Raw genomic sequence first — 16,873 nt, forward strand, 5'->3', positions numbered from 1 at the left:
TCTCCTATAAATGCCGCTCGGTTAAACTCTTAGAATCAAACATCTGCTTTTGAAATTCAGGGTAACCAAGCTCTGCATGCTCGGTATAATCAAGGCCGCGCTGCTCGTGTAAACGACTCGCCTTTAACCCAAAACTCAAGTCAATGAGCTTATACATCACCAGACCCAATCCCAGTCCCCAAGCTAATGCCACGCCGACGCCTAGTGCTTGTATACCAATCCGTGATAAGTTGAACAAATCCCCTGTATAAAACAATCCTGCCGCGAGTGTACCCCATGCACCGCCAAAACCGTGTACTGCTACAGCTGAAACTACATCATCTACTTTGAACTTTAACAATGCCTGCGTGGATAGGATATAGACAACGGAGGCGACCGCACCAATGACAATGGCAAATATAGGTGTCGTTGTAGCACAGCCTGCGGTGATCGATACCAGACCAATCAAACTGGCATTGACACTGTCGCTCAGCAAAATCGCTTTGTTAAGTGTCCGAGAGATCAACATATAACTCACGACAGCGCTCACTGCTGCAATGAAAGTATTGACGGCGATCAAACCGATATCACCTGTAATAGACAAGGTCGATCCAGCATTGAACCCGAACCAGCCAAACCATAAGATAAATCCGCCCAGCGCGAGCAACGTCATGTTATGCCCTGCGATTAGTCTGGGCGTGCCATCAGGGGCAAAGCGGCCTAGTCTTGGGCCAATAACCAAGATACCTGCCAGCGCAAGCCAACCCCCGATAGAATGCACGACGGTAGACCCAGCAAAATCAATAAAGCCAAGCTCGGACAGCCAACCTGTACCGCCGAAATATCCGCCCCACACCCAACTGGCAAATACAGGATAGATAAACAAACAAATCAAACAGGCGGCGACTGCATAGCCGATGAACGAGACACGCTCTGCCATCGCACCACTAGCAATGGTCACTGCTGTCGCCGCAAACATCATCTGAAAAAACATCAGTGCCCAGTCCATATTGGACAATTCGGTTGGCATAAAATGATCCGTACCGACAAATCCTGAGTGATTGTTGCCCATCATTAGCCCGAAGCCGACCAAATAAAATGCCAGACCACCGATGCACATATCGGTATAGTTTTTCATCATTACGTTTACTGCATTCTTTGCTCGTACCGATCCGCTCTCAAGTAGAGCAAAACCTGCCTGCATAAAGAACACCAATACCCCGCCCCAGATAATCCAAGCGATGTTTTGATATTCGAGCAACTGTGCCACTGTCAAGGTATCTGCCTCTGCGGCTTGGGCGCTACCCATCGCTGTAAACAGTAGTGTACTCAGCACCAGTATATTACTCAGCGATGACCTTAATAGTTTTAATAATATCTTTATTGTGTCTAGCCCCGCGAATGATGCTCTCATTTTATCTCCAAACACTTATCTATCTGTTCAAATGTTATCGGTGCACCATTTTCACTCATCAGTGCACACAAATAAGCCCTAACAGGGGTGGAGCAAAACCTGTGCCAAAATCTACTATTAGAAATTAAGAAAAGTCATAAGTATAAGAAAACAAATGACCAGTATTAGCCAAGTCGATATTTTGACTATCATCCTTGTAATGATGTGGCTATCGGTCAAATGAAGACGGCTAGAACCCTTGAACAAAGATTTTGAAGAGCTAGTAATATGACTGTTCTGCTTAAGCTGTTTTTACCATTATATCGTTCCATTAATCACTTACTTTGTATCAGCAGTTTATCTCATGCTATCAATAACTTATCATTACTCGCCCATCATAGAATAGGTCGCATAGTGAAGGCGATTCATGTTAAAATGAGCGCTTTTAAATTCGCCTTTATTATCAGTGAGTGATAAGGGACGTATTTTTAGTGCCAATTTTCTAATTAACAGGTCCGCCCATGTCTGCCGATACCATCGCCCGCACTGCCTTTAAACAAGGTACTAAGCCACTTTATGATTATGACAAACACTGGGCGAGCTGCTACGAGCCAGCGCCTTACCTGCCGATGAGCCGCAAAGAGATGGACGATCTGGGCTGGGATGCTTGTGACGTCATCATCATCTCAGGCGATGCCTACGTCGATCATCCAAGCTTTGGTATGGCGATTATCGGTCGCTTGCTTGAGTCACAAGGCTTCCGTGTCGGTATCATCGCTCAGCCAGATTGGAAGAGCAAAGACGCCTTTATGGAACTGGGCAAACCTGTCTATGCGTATGGCGTGACCGCAGGCAACATGGACAGCATGATCAACCGCTATACGGCAGATCGTAAAATCCGCAGTGATGATGCGTACTCTCCGGGCAACGTGGCAAACAAACGCCCTGACCGCGCCGCTATCGTCTATAGTCAGCGCTGCCGTGAAGCGTATCCTGATGTGCCAATTATCCTAGGCGGTATCGAGGGCAGTCTGCGCCGTATCGCTCATTATGATTATTGGTCAGACAAAGTGCGCCGTAGTATCTTGCTAGATGCGCGTGCTGACGTCTTATTGTACGGTAATGCTGAGCGCGCCATCGTCGATGTGGTACACGGTCTGTCTAAAGGCTATAGCTTTGAGCAAATGAGCAAATTGCGCGGTACATCGTATCTGTTGACCCCAACACGCCGCCACTGGCAAGAAGGCATGACCGAAGTCGCGAGTAACGACGTCGATACCGTTGGCCGTGTCGATCCGATCATCAACCCTTATGTAATGACCGAAGACATCGATAGCTGCTCAATCGAGCAAGAAAAGCCAAGCGACTCGCCTGTTGGTCAAGCCATGTCATCTATGTCGTCGCAGTATCAGGGATTTGTCGCTGAGCCTGTCGCGAATAAAGTCATCAACGCCGATCAAGTGGATGAAGAAACACAAGTGGTACAGATGCGCGGTTTTGATAAACCGATGACCGCACGCAAGCATAAGCTAAAAATGCCGCCACGTGAGCAAACAGTCATTCGCCTGCCTGATTATGAGCACGTCAAATCTGACCCTGTGCTTTATGCCCATGCAAGCCGTATCCTGCATCTAGAGACCAACCCAGGTAACGCGCGGGCGCTGGTACAGCGTCATAGCAGCGGTGCGGGTAACTCGCACACTTCTATCGATGTATGGCTCAACCCACCACCGATTCCACTCTCAACCGAAGAGATGGATTACGTGTTTGACTTGCCGTATGCACGTCTGCCGCATCCAAGCTATGGCGAGGCGCGCATCCCTGCTTATGACATGATTAAGTTTTCGGTCAATATCATGCGCGGCTGTTTTGGTGGTTGTACGTTCTGCTCGATCACTGAGCACGAAGGCCGCATTATCCAAAGCCGCTCAGAAGATTCTATCTTGCGTGAAGTAGAAGCGATTCGTGATACCGCGCCTAACTTTACAGGTGTGATATCTGACCTTGGTGGCCCGACTGCCAATATGTATCGTCTGAGCTGTAAAGATGAGACGATTGAGAAGAACTGCCGTAAGCCGTCTTGCGTCTATCCTGATGTCTGTGAGAACCTAATCACCGATCACAGTAATTTGACCAAGCTATACCGCAAAGCGCGTGATATCAAAGGCGTGAAAAAAATCCTGATTGCATCAGGCTTGCGTTATGACCTCGCGGTAAAAGACCCTGAATACGTCAAAGAATTGGTCAGTCATCATGTCGGCGGTTATCTAAAGATTGCCCCTGAGCATTCTGAAGAAAACGTTTTATCAAAAATGATGAAGCCGGGCATGGGCTCGTACGATAAATTCAAAGCCATGTTTGAGCAGTACAGCCAAGAAGCGGGCAAAGAGCAATATCTGATTCCTTACTTCATTGCTGCCCATCCGGGTACCAAAGATGAAGACATGATGAACCTTGCGCTTTGGCTCAAAAGTAATGGCTACCGTGCTGACCAAGTACAGGCATTTTATCCAAGCCCAATGGCAACCGCGACCACCATGTATCACACGCACAAAGATCCGCTACATAAAATCAGCCGTGATGAAGGTGACATGGATATCGTCAAGTCTGGCAAGCAGCGTAAATTGCACAAAGCATTCCTCCGCTATCATGATCCAAAAAACTGGGTAATGCTGCGTAAAGCCTTGCAAGACATGGGCCGTAGTGACTTGATCGGTAAAAACCGTGGTTGCTTGATTCCGCCATTTAACGCCAGTTTAGAAGGGCGTGATGCTGCGCAAGATACTTATCAGTCAGCGCGTAAAAAGAACAGCCGTGTTGGCAATGACTCGGTGAAGCGTAGCAATAACTCGTCAAATAGCAACGCAGCGGCAAAAGGCGCAGCAGCTACAAACGCTAAGAAAAAAGTCAGCAAAGGCAACTTCCAAACTCAGCATACGGGTCTGCCGCCGCGTAAAACAAAGTAATGTTCATAATATAGAAAAGCATGCTCGATATAGAGCGTGTTAAGTCAGTCAAAAAAGCGCCTATCAGCCATTCGTTGATAAGCGCTTTTTTTATAACCAGATTTCATAGTCAGGTTTTATAGCCAGATTCTATCATCATACTCTTCAAAACATGAGATTCAAAAAATGAGCTCAAAAATCAGTATCGCTTGCTTGATACGCTCGTTAATATTGCAAGTTACATTCGACAGCGCTTGGGTAACGAAGCTAACAGGTGACAAACAATTTCTAACATTGACACGGTTCATTTTCGCTACTATAAACCTCATATGCTAAACGCATCATTAAGGACAAGTAAATGACACCAGTGAAAAGCTTTGGAGAGCACCATGAAAATAATAACTAAAATCGCAACCGCCCTACCTGCCCTTGCGCTATTGAGCGCTTGTGCGACTACCGCACCGACTGCGACTGATACGCCTATGCCAGAAAAAGTCACAGCTGCTTATGATCGTATGGCACCAGCACCCTACACTTGTACTGATGACAGCACCATCATGGCAAAACAGTCGATCAATAAAGAACAAGTCATGCTCAACGTGACCTTGCCCAAAGTAAAATGGGCCGAGCAACCCATCATCTTAAACGGTGCAGTAAAAGGTGAAGTGGCAAGCTATGTCAATGACTCAAACCCAGAAGTGGTCTATGCATGGCACATGAAGGATGACAAAGGTATCTTTGCAATGAAATGGGCGAACGGTAAAGAATACCACGTCAACTGCCAAATCTAATCAGCTCTAAACAAGATTATAGTCGTCACAGATAGAAAGCAGTCATTACATAATGGCTGCTTTTTTGTGCATATTGGTTCTATATCTCTATGAACATGGCTATATCAAAACTTACCATCTGATGCTTTTTGCTAGAGAACCATGCAGAAAGCTGTCAAAATAGCAGGTAGAGTACATTAATCATGACTGATAATAAAAAGGATAACTCGATGGCGAAGCGTCTGATAAATCTAACGGTGATTGCAGCGGCCAGTATGTGGGCGCTGGTAGGATGTGATAGCAGTGCTGATGCTGTCAATGCCACCGACCAAGCAGCTGACAAAGTGGAGACGTCGGCTACCGCAACAGAGGCCTTAACAGCAGAAGGCAAACCAGCGGCCAACACCATCGACTGGTCGATGATGGACAGTGGCGAAAAGCCTGCTGATCCTACCAATTACAAATATCCATTTGCGCTCGATAGTCAGAACGTCCGTGATTATGCGGATTACTTTAAGGTAGATGCTGCGACTGCGCAGCACAATCTAACCATCAGCATGGCCAGTAATGAGGCAGTGTCAAAAATATTGGACCAACTGAGTGAAACCTATACCTCACATGAGCTGACCGATGGTAATGAGATGACGCTTATCATTCATACCACGCCTGATATCGCTGCCAGTCGTTATGATTATGTGCTGTCTGATGACTTTGCCAAAGGGTTAGTATTGCCTATCGTGATACAGCCAGATGGCAAGAAAGGTGATTCAAAAGCGCATAGTGAGATGGTGGAGTAGAGATTAGAATTGAGACTAGGGCATGTCTTCAATACAATCGATGGTAATCTAAATGGGTCGAAGTCCTGACTGCTTTGGTATCGTATACCATTAAAATTTTGGATTTTTTTATTGAAATTTTACTATTCCATACTATTTATGAATAGCGATAAACGCTGATGGCACTGTCGAAGTAAGCCAAACATCATTCTCTGCCTGATAAAACTTATACCCCTCTTCTTGCATTTTACGGCTATCAATACTTAATACAACAGGCTTGCCATAGCGCATGCCTGTTTTTATTGCGGTATCATAATCTTCCGTCAAATGGACATATTGCCGTTTTTGAGATAGGAGCCCTTCATTATTGATACTTTCTATAAAACGTTGAGCTGTACCATGAAGCAAGTTTGCAGGCGGCGTTGTTTCTTTCAAATTCAAGTCTACTGTCTTTAGGGAGTGACCCTGCACAGCTCTTATATACTGACCATCTTCAGAAATTGAAAAACGGCCTTTCTTATCACTTTCTACGATAGAATCAATTTGCTCTAACGTAATATTATTGCCTGATGTATTGGCTAATTGAATCAGCTCATTGATATCAGCCCATCCGTCACTGCTAAGTACCAGACCTATGGCGTCCGGCTCATGTCGCAAAATATAGCTTAAAAACTTACTGGTTTCGGTATTGTTTTTCATGAGTATTTCTCAGATCAATTAGAGTAGTTTTTTTCTAGGGGCGCTAGGCGAACTCTTCGATCTAGCTAAAAAGTGTTTTCCTAAACTCCTTAACATATTTTCCTTTATGAAATTTCCAGCTAGGATTTTCATCGAATACCTGCTCAAATAAATCCTTACTCATTGAGTGACCGAAGCTATGAAAAGTCATAACCAAAATCATATCGTAGGCTCTGAATAAAACTTTATTTATATCCGTAAACATTTTAGCTGATTCAAATCCAATTGTATTATTTCTTCTGTAGTTTTTCATTTGTTCGTCTATCTGTTTCTTTGATGGATGGACATAAGCACAAGCGTCATAAAAAAAATCTTTAACCTCACTTCGGAAATTGTTTTTTAAATCACCTGAGAATGGTGTTGAGTAGTCATCTATAACTTTTATTGATGAATTTGGAACACTATCTCTTAAGTACTCTGTTTTAGAGTCGAAACTATATCCCATTTTTGCATAATCAACGATTACATACTTAGTAGTCATTTCAATTAAATATCTCAGCTCTCTTCTAGCTGTATTATGAATACCATTTTCAATCATTACCTTAATTCCAATAGCTGATTGAATCAAATCGTCAATAGTCTTTATACATAAGAAATTATTGTAAATATCTGCACCTCTTGTTGAATACATTGAAATGAGCCTAACAGCATTGATAAAGTCCATTGAAATTGTTTGAATATTTTTTATTTCTTGCTGATATTGTTGAGAATCATAGACCTCATCTTTCCAATACGAGGTTTTAGTTAGAAAGGCCTGCTGTAATTCTTTTCTCAATTCCTCAATTGGATCTTCCATAGCTTAGGTATCTCGCGTCATATTAATCGATGAATTTGGTCAGGTGTTAAGGTATACCTCAGGCATCACATAGACATAGATAGAACACTAAATTGAAATAATATATCTCAAACACTATATTATTTCTGAGTATTAGGGTGCGCCTAGCGCACCAACGCATAAATATGAAGAAGTAAATTAAATGCAATTATCCAATTAAATTATTTTACGTTCGATTACTCATCATACAATGCTTTAAACTCGAAAATTCGTTTCTTAAAGGTGCGCTGGGCATACCCTACTCAAAAATTTGCAAAGTGCTTATTCTTGCGCGAATGAGTAAAGCAACCGTAACTCTCTACTAAAGCTGAAGACAAAAACTGTACGCGAGGGACGAGCGCCGAGTAAACCATTAAAGAAAAACGGCTTATGGCCTGCATATTTGCCCATTTTGAAAGCACTCAATGCTAAGGCCATGCTTTTAAGTCTTTATCTTTTGTTCTTGCGCTAGGGACGAGCATGTTATTAAGGTATAACCTACCTAGCAAATCCCCTCTAAGGGATTTTCACTTGCAAACCTGAGGAGGCATAAGCAAAACACTGTTTTGCCCGACGCAAGACAAGAGCTATGCTCGCAGTTAGCAGTGCAATTTTTTAACGGTTCTCATCCCCAACCATCGTCAAAAACTCGTCCTCACCCACCACTTTCACGCCCAGCTTCTCAGCTTTCGCCATTTTAGAACCCGCTTTTTCGCCTGCCAATAATGCGGTAGTTTTGGCAGAAATACTGCCTGAGACTTTTGCGCCCAGTGCCTGTAGTTTGGCTTTGGCTTCATCACGTGCCATGCTGCTCAGTGCACCCGTAATCACCCACGTTTGCCCATCAAGTGGCAAGTCTCCAGCGGCTTTTTGCTCGACCTTATCCCAATATACGCCAGCATCTAACAGCGAATTAATCACCTCGATATTGTGCGGTGCTCGGAAGAACTCGTAAGCAAGCTCGGCGGTAATAGTGCCAACGTCAGGGGTTTTGATCAGAGTCTCGATACTGGCTGCCATGAGACTGTCTAAATCACCAAATTGCTGAGCAAAGTTTTGTGCTGTGCCCTCACCCACACCGCGTATGCCAAGCGCATAGATAAAACGTGCGAGCGTAGTATGCTTACTGGCTTCAATGGCATTGATGATATTCTGTACGGACTTTTCGCCTAATTTTTCTAGCGTGATCATCTCATCCGCGTGATTGTGCAATTGGTAAATATCAGCGACAGTCTTGACCAGACCATGCTCAAAGAAACTAATGAGCCAACTTGCGCCAAGCCCATCGATATCCATCGCTCGACGCGACACAAAATGAATCAGCGCTTCTTGCTGCTGCGCGGGGCAAAATAGGCCACCAGTACAGCGTGCCAATGCTTCATCTTCTGGCAGGACGACAGGCGAGTCGCATACCGGACAAGTAGCAGGTAGCGTGACTGGCTCGCTATCGGCTGGGCGTTGGTCATGCCAAACGCGGCTGACTTTCGGTATCACATCACCAGCACGGTGTACGCTGATCATATCGCCTGCACGCACGTCCAAACGCTGAATCTCACCAAAGTTATGCAAGGTGACATTACTGACGGTGACGCCGCCGACTTTGACGGGTTCGAGCTTACCGACTGGCGTGATTTGTCCTGTCCGTCCGACTTGCCATTCGATATCGTTGAGACGTGTCATGACGGTTTCAGCAGGGAATTTATAGGCAGTCGCCCAGCGTGGCTCACGAGATAGAAACCCAAGCTGCTGCTGTAACGCAAGGCTATTGACTTTGATGACCATACCATCGATTTCAAACGGCAAACTGGCACGGCTCTCAATGACTGATTCATAATAGGTCTGGGCGGCGCGTGGGTTTGCGACCACTTCTACGGCACTGACCGTAAACCCAAGCTCGGTGAGCCATTCCAGCGCATCTGACTGGGTGTCGATAGTGTCTGGTAAACCTTGATTAACCGAGTAGCCATAGAATGCGAGTGGACGACTGGCAGCGACGGCAGGATCTAGCTGACGTAAGCTACCAGCGGCTGCATTACGCGGATTGGCAAAGGTTTTACCCTCACTCGCCTCGCTAAGTCGATTGAGACGCTCAAACCCTGCCTTTGGCATCAATACTTCACCGCGCACTTCTAATAGCTCGATGTCAGCGGCACCTGCAATCCATAGTGGCAGGTTACGAATGGTCTTAGTGTTTTGAGTAATGTCTTCACCTGTCTGACCATCACCGCGCGTGACCGCTTGTACAAACTTGCCATGTGCATATTTTAATGAGACAGCCAATCCATCGAGCTTTAGCTCCATCTCATATTCAGGACTCTGCTGCGACACGCTGAGACGGTCATTGACACGGCGCATGAAATCACGCAAATCATCGTATTCAAAAACATTGCCCAGCGATAGCATCGGGATATCGTGCGTGACTTGGGTAAAAGCAGATAAGGGCATATCGCCGACTTGATTGATCGGACTGTCTGGCTGTACCAACTCTGGATGTGCTTCTTCAATCTCAAGCAGTGAGCGACGCAACTGATCGTATTCGCTGTCTTCTAAGATTGGATTATCGAGCACATAATAGGCGTAGTTATGCGTTTTGATCGCATCAATACGAGCACGCATTTGGGCAATGATATCGTTATTAGCATGATTATTAGCAATGGACTCATGAGCAAATTGCTCAGTTATTTTTTGATTAGAGTCGGTTTGAGCAGCAGTCGGTAAGATAGGATCAGTCATAGTCGGCGTCTTTTTCGCAATTCAAGATACCGATATGATAACAAGTTTGCAGTAGGCTCGGTATAGTCAATCCCATATAAATCAGCGATGGCAGCAGGCCTACTTAGCTTAGTGCTTTGCGCATTTTTATTCGCCTTACTTGTCTCCAACTTATCTTGGACTGTGACTTTTTTAAGAAATACACATTGAAGAAATTGCAGACCATAAAAAAGGACAAATAGCGATTAATGCTACTTGCCCTTTTATTACTTCTTAGATTAATCAGCGCTTATTCTACATCACGCTTAACCTGAACAACTTTTGACCTACACAACTTTTAACCTACATAGTCGCGGACTTGATTACGTAGCTGCTGCTTATACTCAGGAGTGATTGCTTCGTTTTCTTCGTCCAAGATAGTCGCGTCAAGATCGCTTGCCATCATATAAGCAATACTCATCATGCTATCAAAGCTGTGCACGGCTTGTGGATGCGGCAATGACAAGAACACCACCACGCCATTATAACTGTTGGTCGCGACACTATGCGGATCAAAGGGCGCGATACCACTGTCAGTGATACCCATCATGCTAAACCACAATATACCTGTGCCGTCTTTTTGCTCGTAGCGATGGAACATGTTCATCGCGCCATAGCGTAGGCCATATTTATCAATCAATGCTAATAGGTCACGACCACGGATAATCGCCGCTGGACGATCGCGATATTGGTTCGGCAAGATGGTGATATTGATGTTGTCTTTGGCATGGATCAATGGGCCATTTTGCGCATCGTCGCCTGACTCTGATAAATGCTGATCGAGTATCGGACTGTTTTCATCGAAGCTTGGCTCTTCTGCCGTATCAATCGATGGCATCAAGCTATCCGTCGCTGACATTAGGCTTGAGAACGCATCAGGCTCTTGCTCGATATGCATCTGCTCGGCAGCTTCTACAAACTCAGCACTGTCGGCTCGGCGCTGCTCATCTTGCCAGCGCGCATAGTCGGCATCATCTATCACACCATAGTCATCATCTATCGCGGCATGATCAGGCTGGGTATCGACAGTGGTGTGCGGCTCGGTCATAGGTGCGTCTTCGACGACGGCATCTAGATAGCTACGATCAGGGCCAATGCTCGTCTCGCCCGCAACGGTATCCTCCAAATCTGGCTGATCAACGATATTGCGCTCGTGACGCGGTATGATGGGAATACCATTTTTATCATAATTGACCGCAGCAGCTTCGGTAGCACCTCGGCGCTTAAAGCTGCGAATGACCATAAACAGCCCTGCAAACACGATAAACGCGGCAACGGCAATCAATATAAACTGAACAACGGTCATGATAAATACATCCTAGTATATATAACAAAAGGGAATACACATTCGAGCATAAATGGCAATATTCTAGCATGGCAAACTCATGCCGTCATCACATTGTGTATTTTATAACCAGTATGCTTGACTGAGCTCAAAATCAATAGCCTCTATGCCAACTGGTTCATTGCATTGACTTATTTAATCACAGCGCATACATCAGTGATCTACTATAGTCAGCTCAATAGTGAACGAACTCGCTATACGGTCGATACAGCACGGCTGACAGTGATTTTTATTGCCATAATATAGACAATCACAGCCCAAAAAACGTCACCTGCTCGCTTATCATGATGTCCTATACCCATGTCATTTCGGGTCAATGATAAATGAATGACGGCTACTAGCTCTCCACATAACGCGCGGCCTCATCAAGCGAGACACTGACTAATGTCGAGATGCCTGCGCTTGGCATGGTAATGCCTTTTAGCTCATCAGCGATCTGCATGGTCAGTTTATTATGACTGATAAAGATAAACTGTAGGTCGTCTGCCAGCTCATGAATAAGACTGGTAAAGCGCGCGACATTGGCATCATCGAGCGGCGCATCGACTTCGTCTAATACACAGAACGGTGCCGGATGCTGCTTAAAGATGGCAAAAATCAAACTGAGCGCGGTGAGGGTTTTTTCACCGCCAGACAATACTGCTAATCGACTGTTGCGTTTGCCCTTGGGCTGCGCCATTAAGGTGACTCCTGCCCGCCATTGTTCTGACTTTGCTGTATTGGCTGGCATCTCGTCAGTATTCAACGTTAGGCTGGCTTGTCCGCCACCAAAGACTTTAGCAAACAAATTGGCCAGCTCATTGTTGACCGCATCAAGTGTCTGCATAAATAGTGTCTTGGTGGTCTCGTCAATAGAGGCAATTGCTTCGGTCAATGTCTGCATACTGGCGGCAATGTCTGCTGTCTGCTGTGCGAGTGGCTCTAGGCGTTCATTGACCTCTGCCAACTCTGCGACCGCAGCCAAATTCACTGGCCCAATCTTACTCAACTGCTGCTCAAGCGTAGCGCGTTCAGCCTCTAATTCAGCGATTTTATCTGGACGCACACGGCGATCATGAGCGATAAAATCCGCGAGCAAGTTTGAGACGCTCATCATTTGCTGATGTTGATGTTGCTGTGCTAAATGCGATTCCGATTTATATTTATGGCTCACCTTATAGTACGCTTCTAAAGCGTCATGAGTATGAGTGCTCGCATCGTCCAAACGCGCCATGCTTAGTGCCAATTCGGTGGCATGATTCGCAAGCTTACCCTGCTGAACTTGTAGCGTATTTTGCACGCTATCCAACGCTGTCTGCTGCTGAGCATACTCTTGCTTTAGCGCAGCCAATGCCGTATCACGCTCGGTCAATAATACCTGCTGCTTATCTCGTGCTATTTGCGCCGTCTGTAATGCTACTTGCAAGTCTGGTAGCTTATTCTGCTGCTTCTGATGACTCGCTTTTAGCTGCTGCTCGCTCTGTAGCGATTGATCATATTGTGCCGTCGCTCGTGCAAGGCTACTGACACTATGCTCTAAGCGCATCTCGCTCTGTTGGATACGCAGCTGCAATGCTTGCCATGCATCATCATCGGCTTGGCGTGTGCGATTTAGCTCACTGCGCTCAGCCTGTAACTGCTGACTGGTCGCACGGGCATCAGATATTTGCGGTGTTAACGCTACTATCTGACTTTGAATATCTTGCTGCTCATGAGTGAGCGCTTGTTCCTCTTGTTCTAACTCTTGTTGCTCTTGCTCAAGGGCAGATTTATCCGCCATAAGACGCTGGCTATCTGCTTGCAGGCGCTCAGCATTGGCACGCTGAGTCGTTAGCTGCTGCTGATATTTATGTTTATCACGGGTGAGCTGATCCGCTTGTGCACGCGTTTCTTCTAGATTAATCGTTAATGCATCATAGTCGCGTTGATTCTTTGCAATGGTCTTTTGCGTAGCTTGTATTTTGGTTTCAAACTCATCTAGCAAGTCTTCTAATGCTTGCAAACGACTACGCTGCTGCAATCGCTGTGTTAAAAACTGGCTATTGCTCTCACCTTGACTATCTTGCTCACCTGTAAACTTACTCAGATTAATCGTACCCTGACGACTGATGAGCCAACCGTCTGCGGTCAACAAAATAGCTGACGATGGCAACGCTTTTAAGATATTGGCAAAGTCTTCAAGAGTCTGCTGATTGGTCGCTTCTGATTGCGTAATATACAAGTAGCACTGCTGCCAAAGCGCTAATGCAGGCTGCTTAATCAGTTGTAATAACGGCAAGACTTTATCAATTAAGCTATCTGGTAAATGATTGATAAATGGCATTGTAGCTGCCTCATTTTTAGCAGTTAACCACAAGCTATGACCACTCTCTATTGAAGGTTTCCCTTCTGTATTAGCCTGCTCATTTTGTGCTGTCTGATAAGTAACGATATCCGTTAGGTCGCTCTCAAGCACATGCCATAAGCTGTTTGCTTCCTGAGAAGCATCGCTCGTATTATCAATGTTTAATTGATTAGATTGGTTAGAGATTAGTACATGACTGTCTAGCCATAACGCCAAGACGCTATCGAGTAGCGCGGCGTGCTGTTGCCCTTTTTCACTCAGCTCAACCTGCTCACGCAAAGTAGTAATGGCCAATTCGTTATAGCGATTGACGATATTGGTTTCCGAACTATCGTCTAGATTATCCGCTGTAGAGACAGAGGCTTGCTGTTGATTTTGCGGTGTAGGTTTTGGATGCAATATCTGATGCAGGGTATCATATTCACTGGCCAATACCGCGTGACGCTTCTCATGCTCACTCAACTCACGCTGCTGCGTATTCAAGCGCTGCTGTAAATCATGCGCTTGCGGTTGTAGTTCCGACAGGCGCTCATCAACGCTGTCTTGTTGGCGCTCTATCTGCTGCAACTGTTTATTTAGCTCTGTAACTTGCGTTTCTAACGTCTGCTGTAGGTTTTTTGCATCCGTTGGCGCTTGTTCATCAGAGCGCTTATCAGATTCCTTATCAAAACCATCATTATTGCTAGATGTTGATAGAGACTGTTGTAGTTGCTGCCATAGATTTTGCCAGTTTTGTTGGCGGCGCTGCCATTTATCATGGTTCTGCTGATGGCGTTTTTGCGCTTGGCTATTGATGGCTTGCTGCTGTTCAAGCATGCGCGAATTATCTTGCAAGCGTGATAGCTGGTTTTGCGCGTCATGCCATGCGCGTTGTAGCGGTTGCTCATTGCGTTTATGCGCGTCACGTTTACCCGTCAACTCACTGAGCTGTGGACGTAACGACTCTAATATATTTTGCTGCTCGGCTTGCTCAGCTTTTAATCGATCAATCTCATCCACTGCTTGCGCGCGCTGCTGATCCAAGCTTGCGAGTTGCTGATTAATCACGGTCAATTGTGACTTGGCATCGCTCAGCGCGTGCTCAGCTTGTTGATAGCCTAGCTGCTGCTGATAATGAGCGCTTTGAGCATCATCCTTGAGCCATTGCTCTTGGTTAATGTGCGTGGCGAGCTTATCTTGTTGGGTTTTTAGCGTCTCATAGTCGGCTTGCAATGTAGCGACTTCGGCAGTGCTGCGCTCATGGGCTAGTTTCTGCTGCTGCTGCGTATGCTTGGCTTGATACAACTGCTGAATAGCCAGTTGCTGCTTGATATCAGCAAGTGTTAAGGCCAGTTCTTCGTAACGCTGTGCACTGGCGGCTTGCTTAGACAAGCGTTTCTGTTGGCTAACCAGCTCACTTTGCATGTCATGCAGACGTGCTAGGTTCTCTTGTGTTTTCTCTAGTTTCTTTTGCGTTTCTTCGCGGCGCGCTTGATAACGAGACACCCCTGCGGCCTCTTCAATAAACTCACGCAGCTGCATGGGACTAGATTCGACAATACGCCCAATCATGCCTTGCTCAATCACCGCATAACTACGCGCACCAAGTCCCGTACCCAAAAACACATCGACCACATCACGGCGACGACAACGTGTACCATTGATAAAGTAATCCGAGCGCCCGTCCTTATTGACCTGACGACGAACAGACAGCTCTTGATACAGGTTAAACTCATGACGAATGCCAGTATGTTCATCTTGGGTATGCTCAAAGGTCAGCTCGACACTGGCAACACTTTTGGCAGCCTTATCTTGCGTACCAGCAAAGATGACATCACTCATCGCGCCACCACGCAGCTGCTTGGCAGAGGTCTCACCCAGCACCCAGCGAATGGCATCAATCACGTTAGATTTGCCACAGCCGTTCGGCCCGACAATGGCGGTGATGCCATGACGGAAGGTAAAAGTCGTTGGATTGGCAAAGGATTTGAAGCCTGCCAGCTTTAGAGATTTTAGACGCATGAAGAATCAGTAAACTTAGCAAAAACAGGCGGCTATTCTACCTGAAATTGTGGTGGGTTTTTAGGGTTAAACAGCTAACTGCATAAACGATTTTGATTCAAGGCTTTGGTGAAACCCCTGTAGCAGTTTTTGTTCCACTTGGCAGGTGTCATTTTCTGCTAAATATCGATTGTTAAACTTAATAAGAGCGGACCAAGAGATACTTGCCACTTCTAAATGCTCAACTATCTCTAACAGCTCTGTTCTTAGTAGATGCTGATACTTCCTCGGTCTTTTATGACATAACGCCAGCTCTCGGTCTACGAGCGTTTGCTTGTTTTGCTTTAGCGCGTCACCACCGATAAATAACAGTAGAAACTTTGTACCCTGCTCAATAAAGCCTTTTTCTAATAAATGCTCGTACATCAAACAGTATTTTAGGATTTGGTCTGGGTTTTTCCGACCAGCGAGCTTTAACTCATTTGCTACTAGCACATTCACTTGATGGTTATAGGCTAAGTTATCCATATACATCGCTTTTAGCTCTGTACTGTTTTCAAACATGCCGCTGTTGCCGTGTGTCGACCATGATCCACTTGTCTCAAAGCTAATAAACTGCTGATAAAATAAGTTGAGATAAACATCACTACACAAGCTCAAAAATATATCGAACTCTTTGTTCAGATAATCTTCAGAAAAGAATTTTACGCGGCGAACGGCCTCTCTCGCATTACAGATGCCTGACGTTTGCGTTGAGTAAGTCTCTAGCTGCTCAGATTCACTCATTTTTGTATTGAGCTTTTTGATGATTGATTGCTCAATCTCTTCTATATTTTTGCCTGTAAGCTCTGGATGGGTAGCCCATTCAATGATTTGGCGTACATATTGCTTTTTAGTAATGCCTAAAATACGCTGCGGCTCCCACGCCAAAAACTCTACCATATTAGAGAGGCCAGCCGTCCATGATAGCTGGTCTTTTAGATGATTCATTGAGCCGAAAACACGGCGGTATTTTTCTGCAGCTTTCATACTAATTATGTCTCACGGTTTGCATAGTAT

The 16,873-nt window shown here is 45.5% G+C and carries 10 protein-coding genes; 3 read left to right on the plus strand and 7 right to left on the minus strand.

All coding sequences use genetic code 11. The features are described from left to right. Positions 1-4: 4 nt before the first annotated feature. On the minus strand, positions 5-1,288 hold the full coding sequence (locus I6E86_RS00395) for an ammonium transporter (protein WP_197174967.1): 1,284 nt from the start codon (positions 1,286-1,288) through the stop codon (positions 5-7). A 605-nt stretch (positions 1,289-1,893) separates the two neighbouring features. Here I6E86_RS00395 and I6E86_RS00400 point away from each other — a divergent pair. From I6E86_RS00400 to I6E86_RS00410, 3 genes are all read left to right on the plus strand, one after another. Then, entirely contained in the window at positions 1,894-4,338 is a 2,445-nt protein-coding gene (locus tag I6E86_RS00400; protein ID WP_197174598.1) for a YgiQ family radical SAM protein, read from the plus strand. Between the two features lie 368 nt (positions 4,339-4,706). Beyond that, a complete protein-coding gene (locus I6E86_RS00405; protein ID WP_197174599.1) occupies positions 4,707-5,108 on the plus strand; it encodes a hypothetical protein in 402 nt (133 codons plus the stop codon). Positions 5,109-5,317: 209 nt separating this feature from the next. Next, entirely contained in the window at positions 5,318-5,884 is a 567-nt protein-coding gene (locus tag I6E86_RS00410) for a hypothetical protein (RefSeq protein ID WP_197174600.1), read from the plus strand. Positions 5,885-6,016: 132 nt separating this feature from the next. On the opposite strand, the gene I6E86_RS00415 is transcribed toward I6E86_RS00410, so the two are convergent. The 6 genes from I6E86_RS00415 to I6E86_RS00440 all read right to left on the minus strand — a co-directional run bounded on the left by I6E86_RS00415 (position 6,017) and on the right by I6E86_RS00440 (position 16,843). Next, on the minus strand, positions 6,017-6,562 hold the full coding sequence (locus I6E86_RS00415) for an RNA 2'-phosphotransferase (protein ID WP_197174601.1): 546 nt from the start codon (positions 6,560-6,562) through the stop codon (positions 6,017-6,019). Between the two features lie 61 nt (positions 6,563-6,623). Beyond that, entirely contained in the window at positions 6,624-7,397 is a 774-nt protein-coding gene (locus I6E86_RS00420; protein WP_197174602.1) for a hypothetical protein, read from the minus strand. 633 nt (positions 7,398-8,030) lie between these two features. After that, the gene (gene ligA / locus I6E86_RS00425; RefSeq protein ID WP_413786981.1) at positions 8,031-10,031 is read right to left on the minus strand and encodes an NAD-dependent DNA ligase LigA; all 2,001 of its coding nucleotides are present in this window, start codon (positions 10,029-10,031) and stop codon (positions 8,031-8,033) included. A 433-nt stretch (positions 10,032-10,464) separates the two neighbouring features. Next, the gene (locus I6E86_RS00430; RefSeq protein WP_197174604.1) at positions 10,465-11,472 is read right to left on the minus strand and encodes a cell division protein ZipA C-terminal FtsZ-binding domain-containing protein; all 1,008 of its coding nucleotides are present in this window, start codon (positions 11,470-11,472) and stop codon (positions 10,465-10,467) included. A gap of 376 nt (positions 11,473-11,848) precedes the next feature. Next, a complete protein-coding gene (locus I6E86_RS00435; protein ID WP_197174605.1) occupies positions 11,849-15,835 on the minus strand; it encodes an AAA family ATPase in 3,987 nt (1,328 codons plus the stop codon). Positions 15,836-15,901: 66 nt separating this feature from the next. After that, on the minus strand, positions 15,902-16,843 hold the full coding sequence (locus I6E86_RS00440; protein ID WP_197174606.1) for a hypothetical protein: 942 nt from the start codon (positions 16,841-16,843) through the stop codon (positions 15,902-15,904). Positions 16,844-16,873: the final 30 nt, after the last annotated feature.

This window comes from Psychrobacter sp. SWN149, assembly GCF_015864565.1.
In the GTDB taxonomy this organism is placed as follows: domain Bacteria; phylum Pseudomonadota; class Gammaproteobacteria; order Pseudomonadales; family Moraxellaceae; genus Psychrobacter.

Coding starts and splice junctions, on each gene's coding strand:
- I6E86_RS00430 (WP_197174604.1), bottom strand. CDS start 11,472: ATGACCGTTGTTCAGTTTATATTGATTGCCGTTGCCGCGTTTATCGTG.
- I6E86_RS00435 (WP_197174605.1), bottom strand. CDS start 15,835: ATGCGTCTAAAATCTCTAAAGCTGGCAGGCTTCAAATCCTTTGCCAAT.
- I6E86_RS00415 (WP_197174601.1), bottom strand. CDS start 6,562: ATGAAAAACAATACCGAAACCAGTAAGTTTTTAAGCTATATTTTGCGA.
- I6E86_RS00395 (WP_197174967.1), bottom strand. CDS start 1,288: ATGGGTAGCGCCCAAGCCGCAGAGGCAGATACCTTGACAGTGGCACAG.
- I6E86_RS00420 (WP_197174602.1), bottom strand. CDS start 7,397: ATGGAAGATCCAATTGAGGAATTGAGAAAAGAATTACAGCAGGCCTTT.
- I6E86_RS00405 (WP_197174599.1), top strand. CDS start 4,707: ATGAAAATAATAACTAAAATCGCAACCGCCCTACCTGCCCTTGCGCTA.
- I6E86_RS00440 (WP_197174606.1), bottom strand. CDS start 16,843: ATGAAAGCTGCAGAAAAATACCGCCGTGTTTTCGGCTCAATGAATCAT.
- I6E86_RS00400 (WP_197174598.1), top strand. CDS start 1,894: ATGTCTGCCGATACCATCGCCCGCACTGCCTTTAAACAAGGTACTAAG.
- I6E86_RS00410 (WP_197174600.1), top strand. CDS start 5,318: ATGGCGAAGCGTCTGATAAATCTAACGGTGATTGCAGCGGCCAGTATG.
- ligA (WP_413786981.1), bottom strand. CDS start 10,031: ATGCGTGCTCGTATTGATGCGATCAAAACGCATAACTACGCCTATTAT.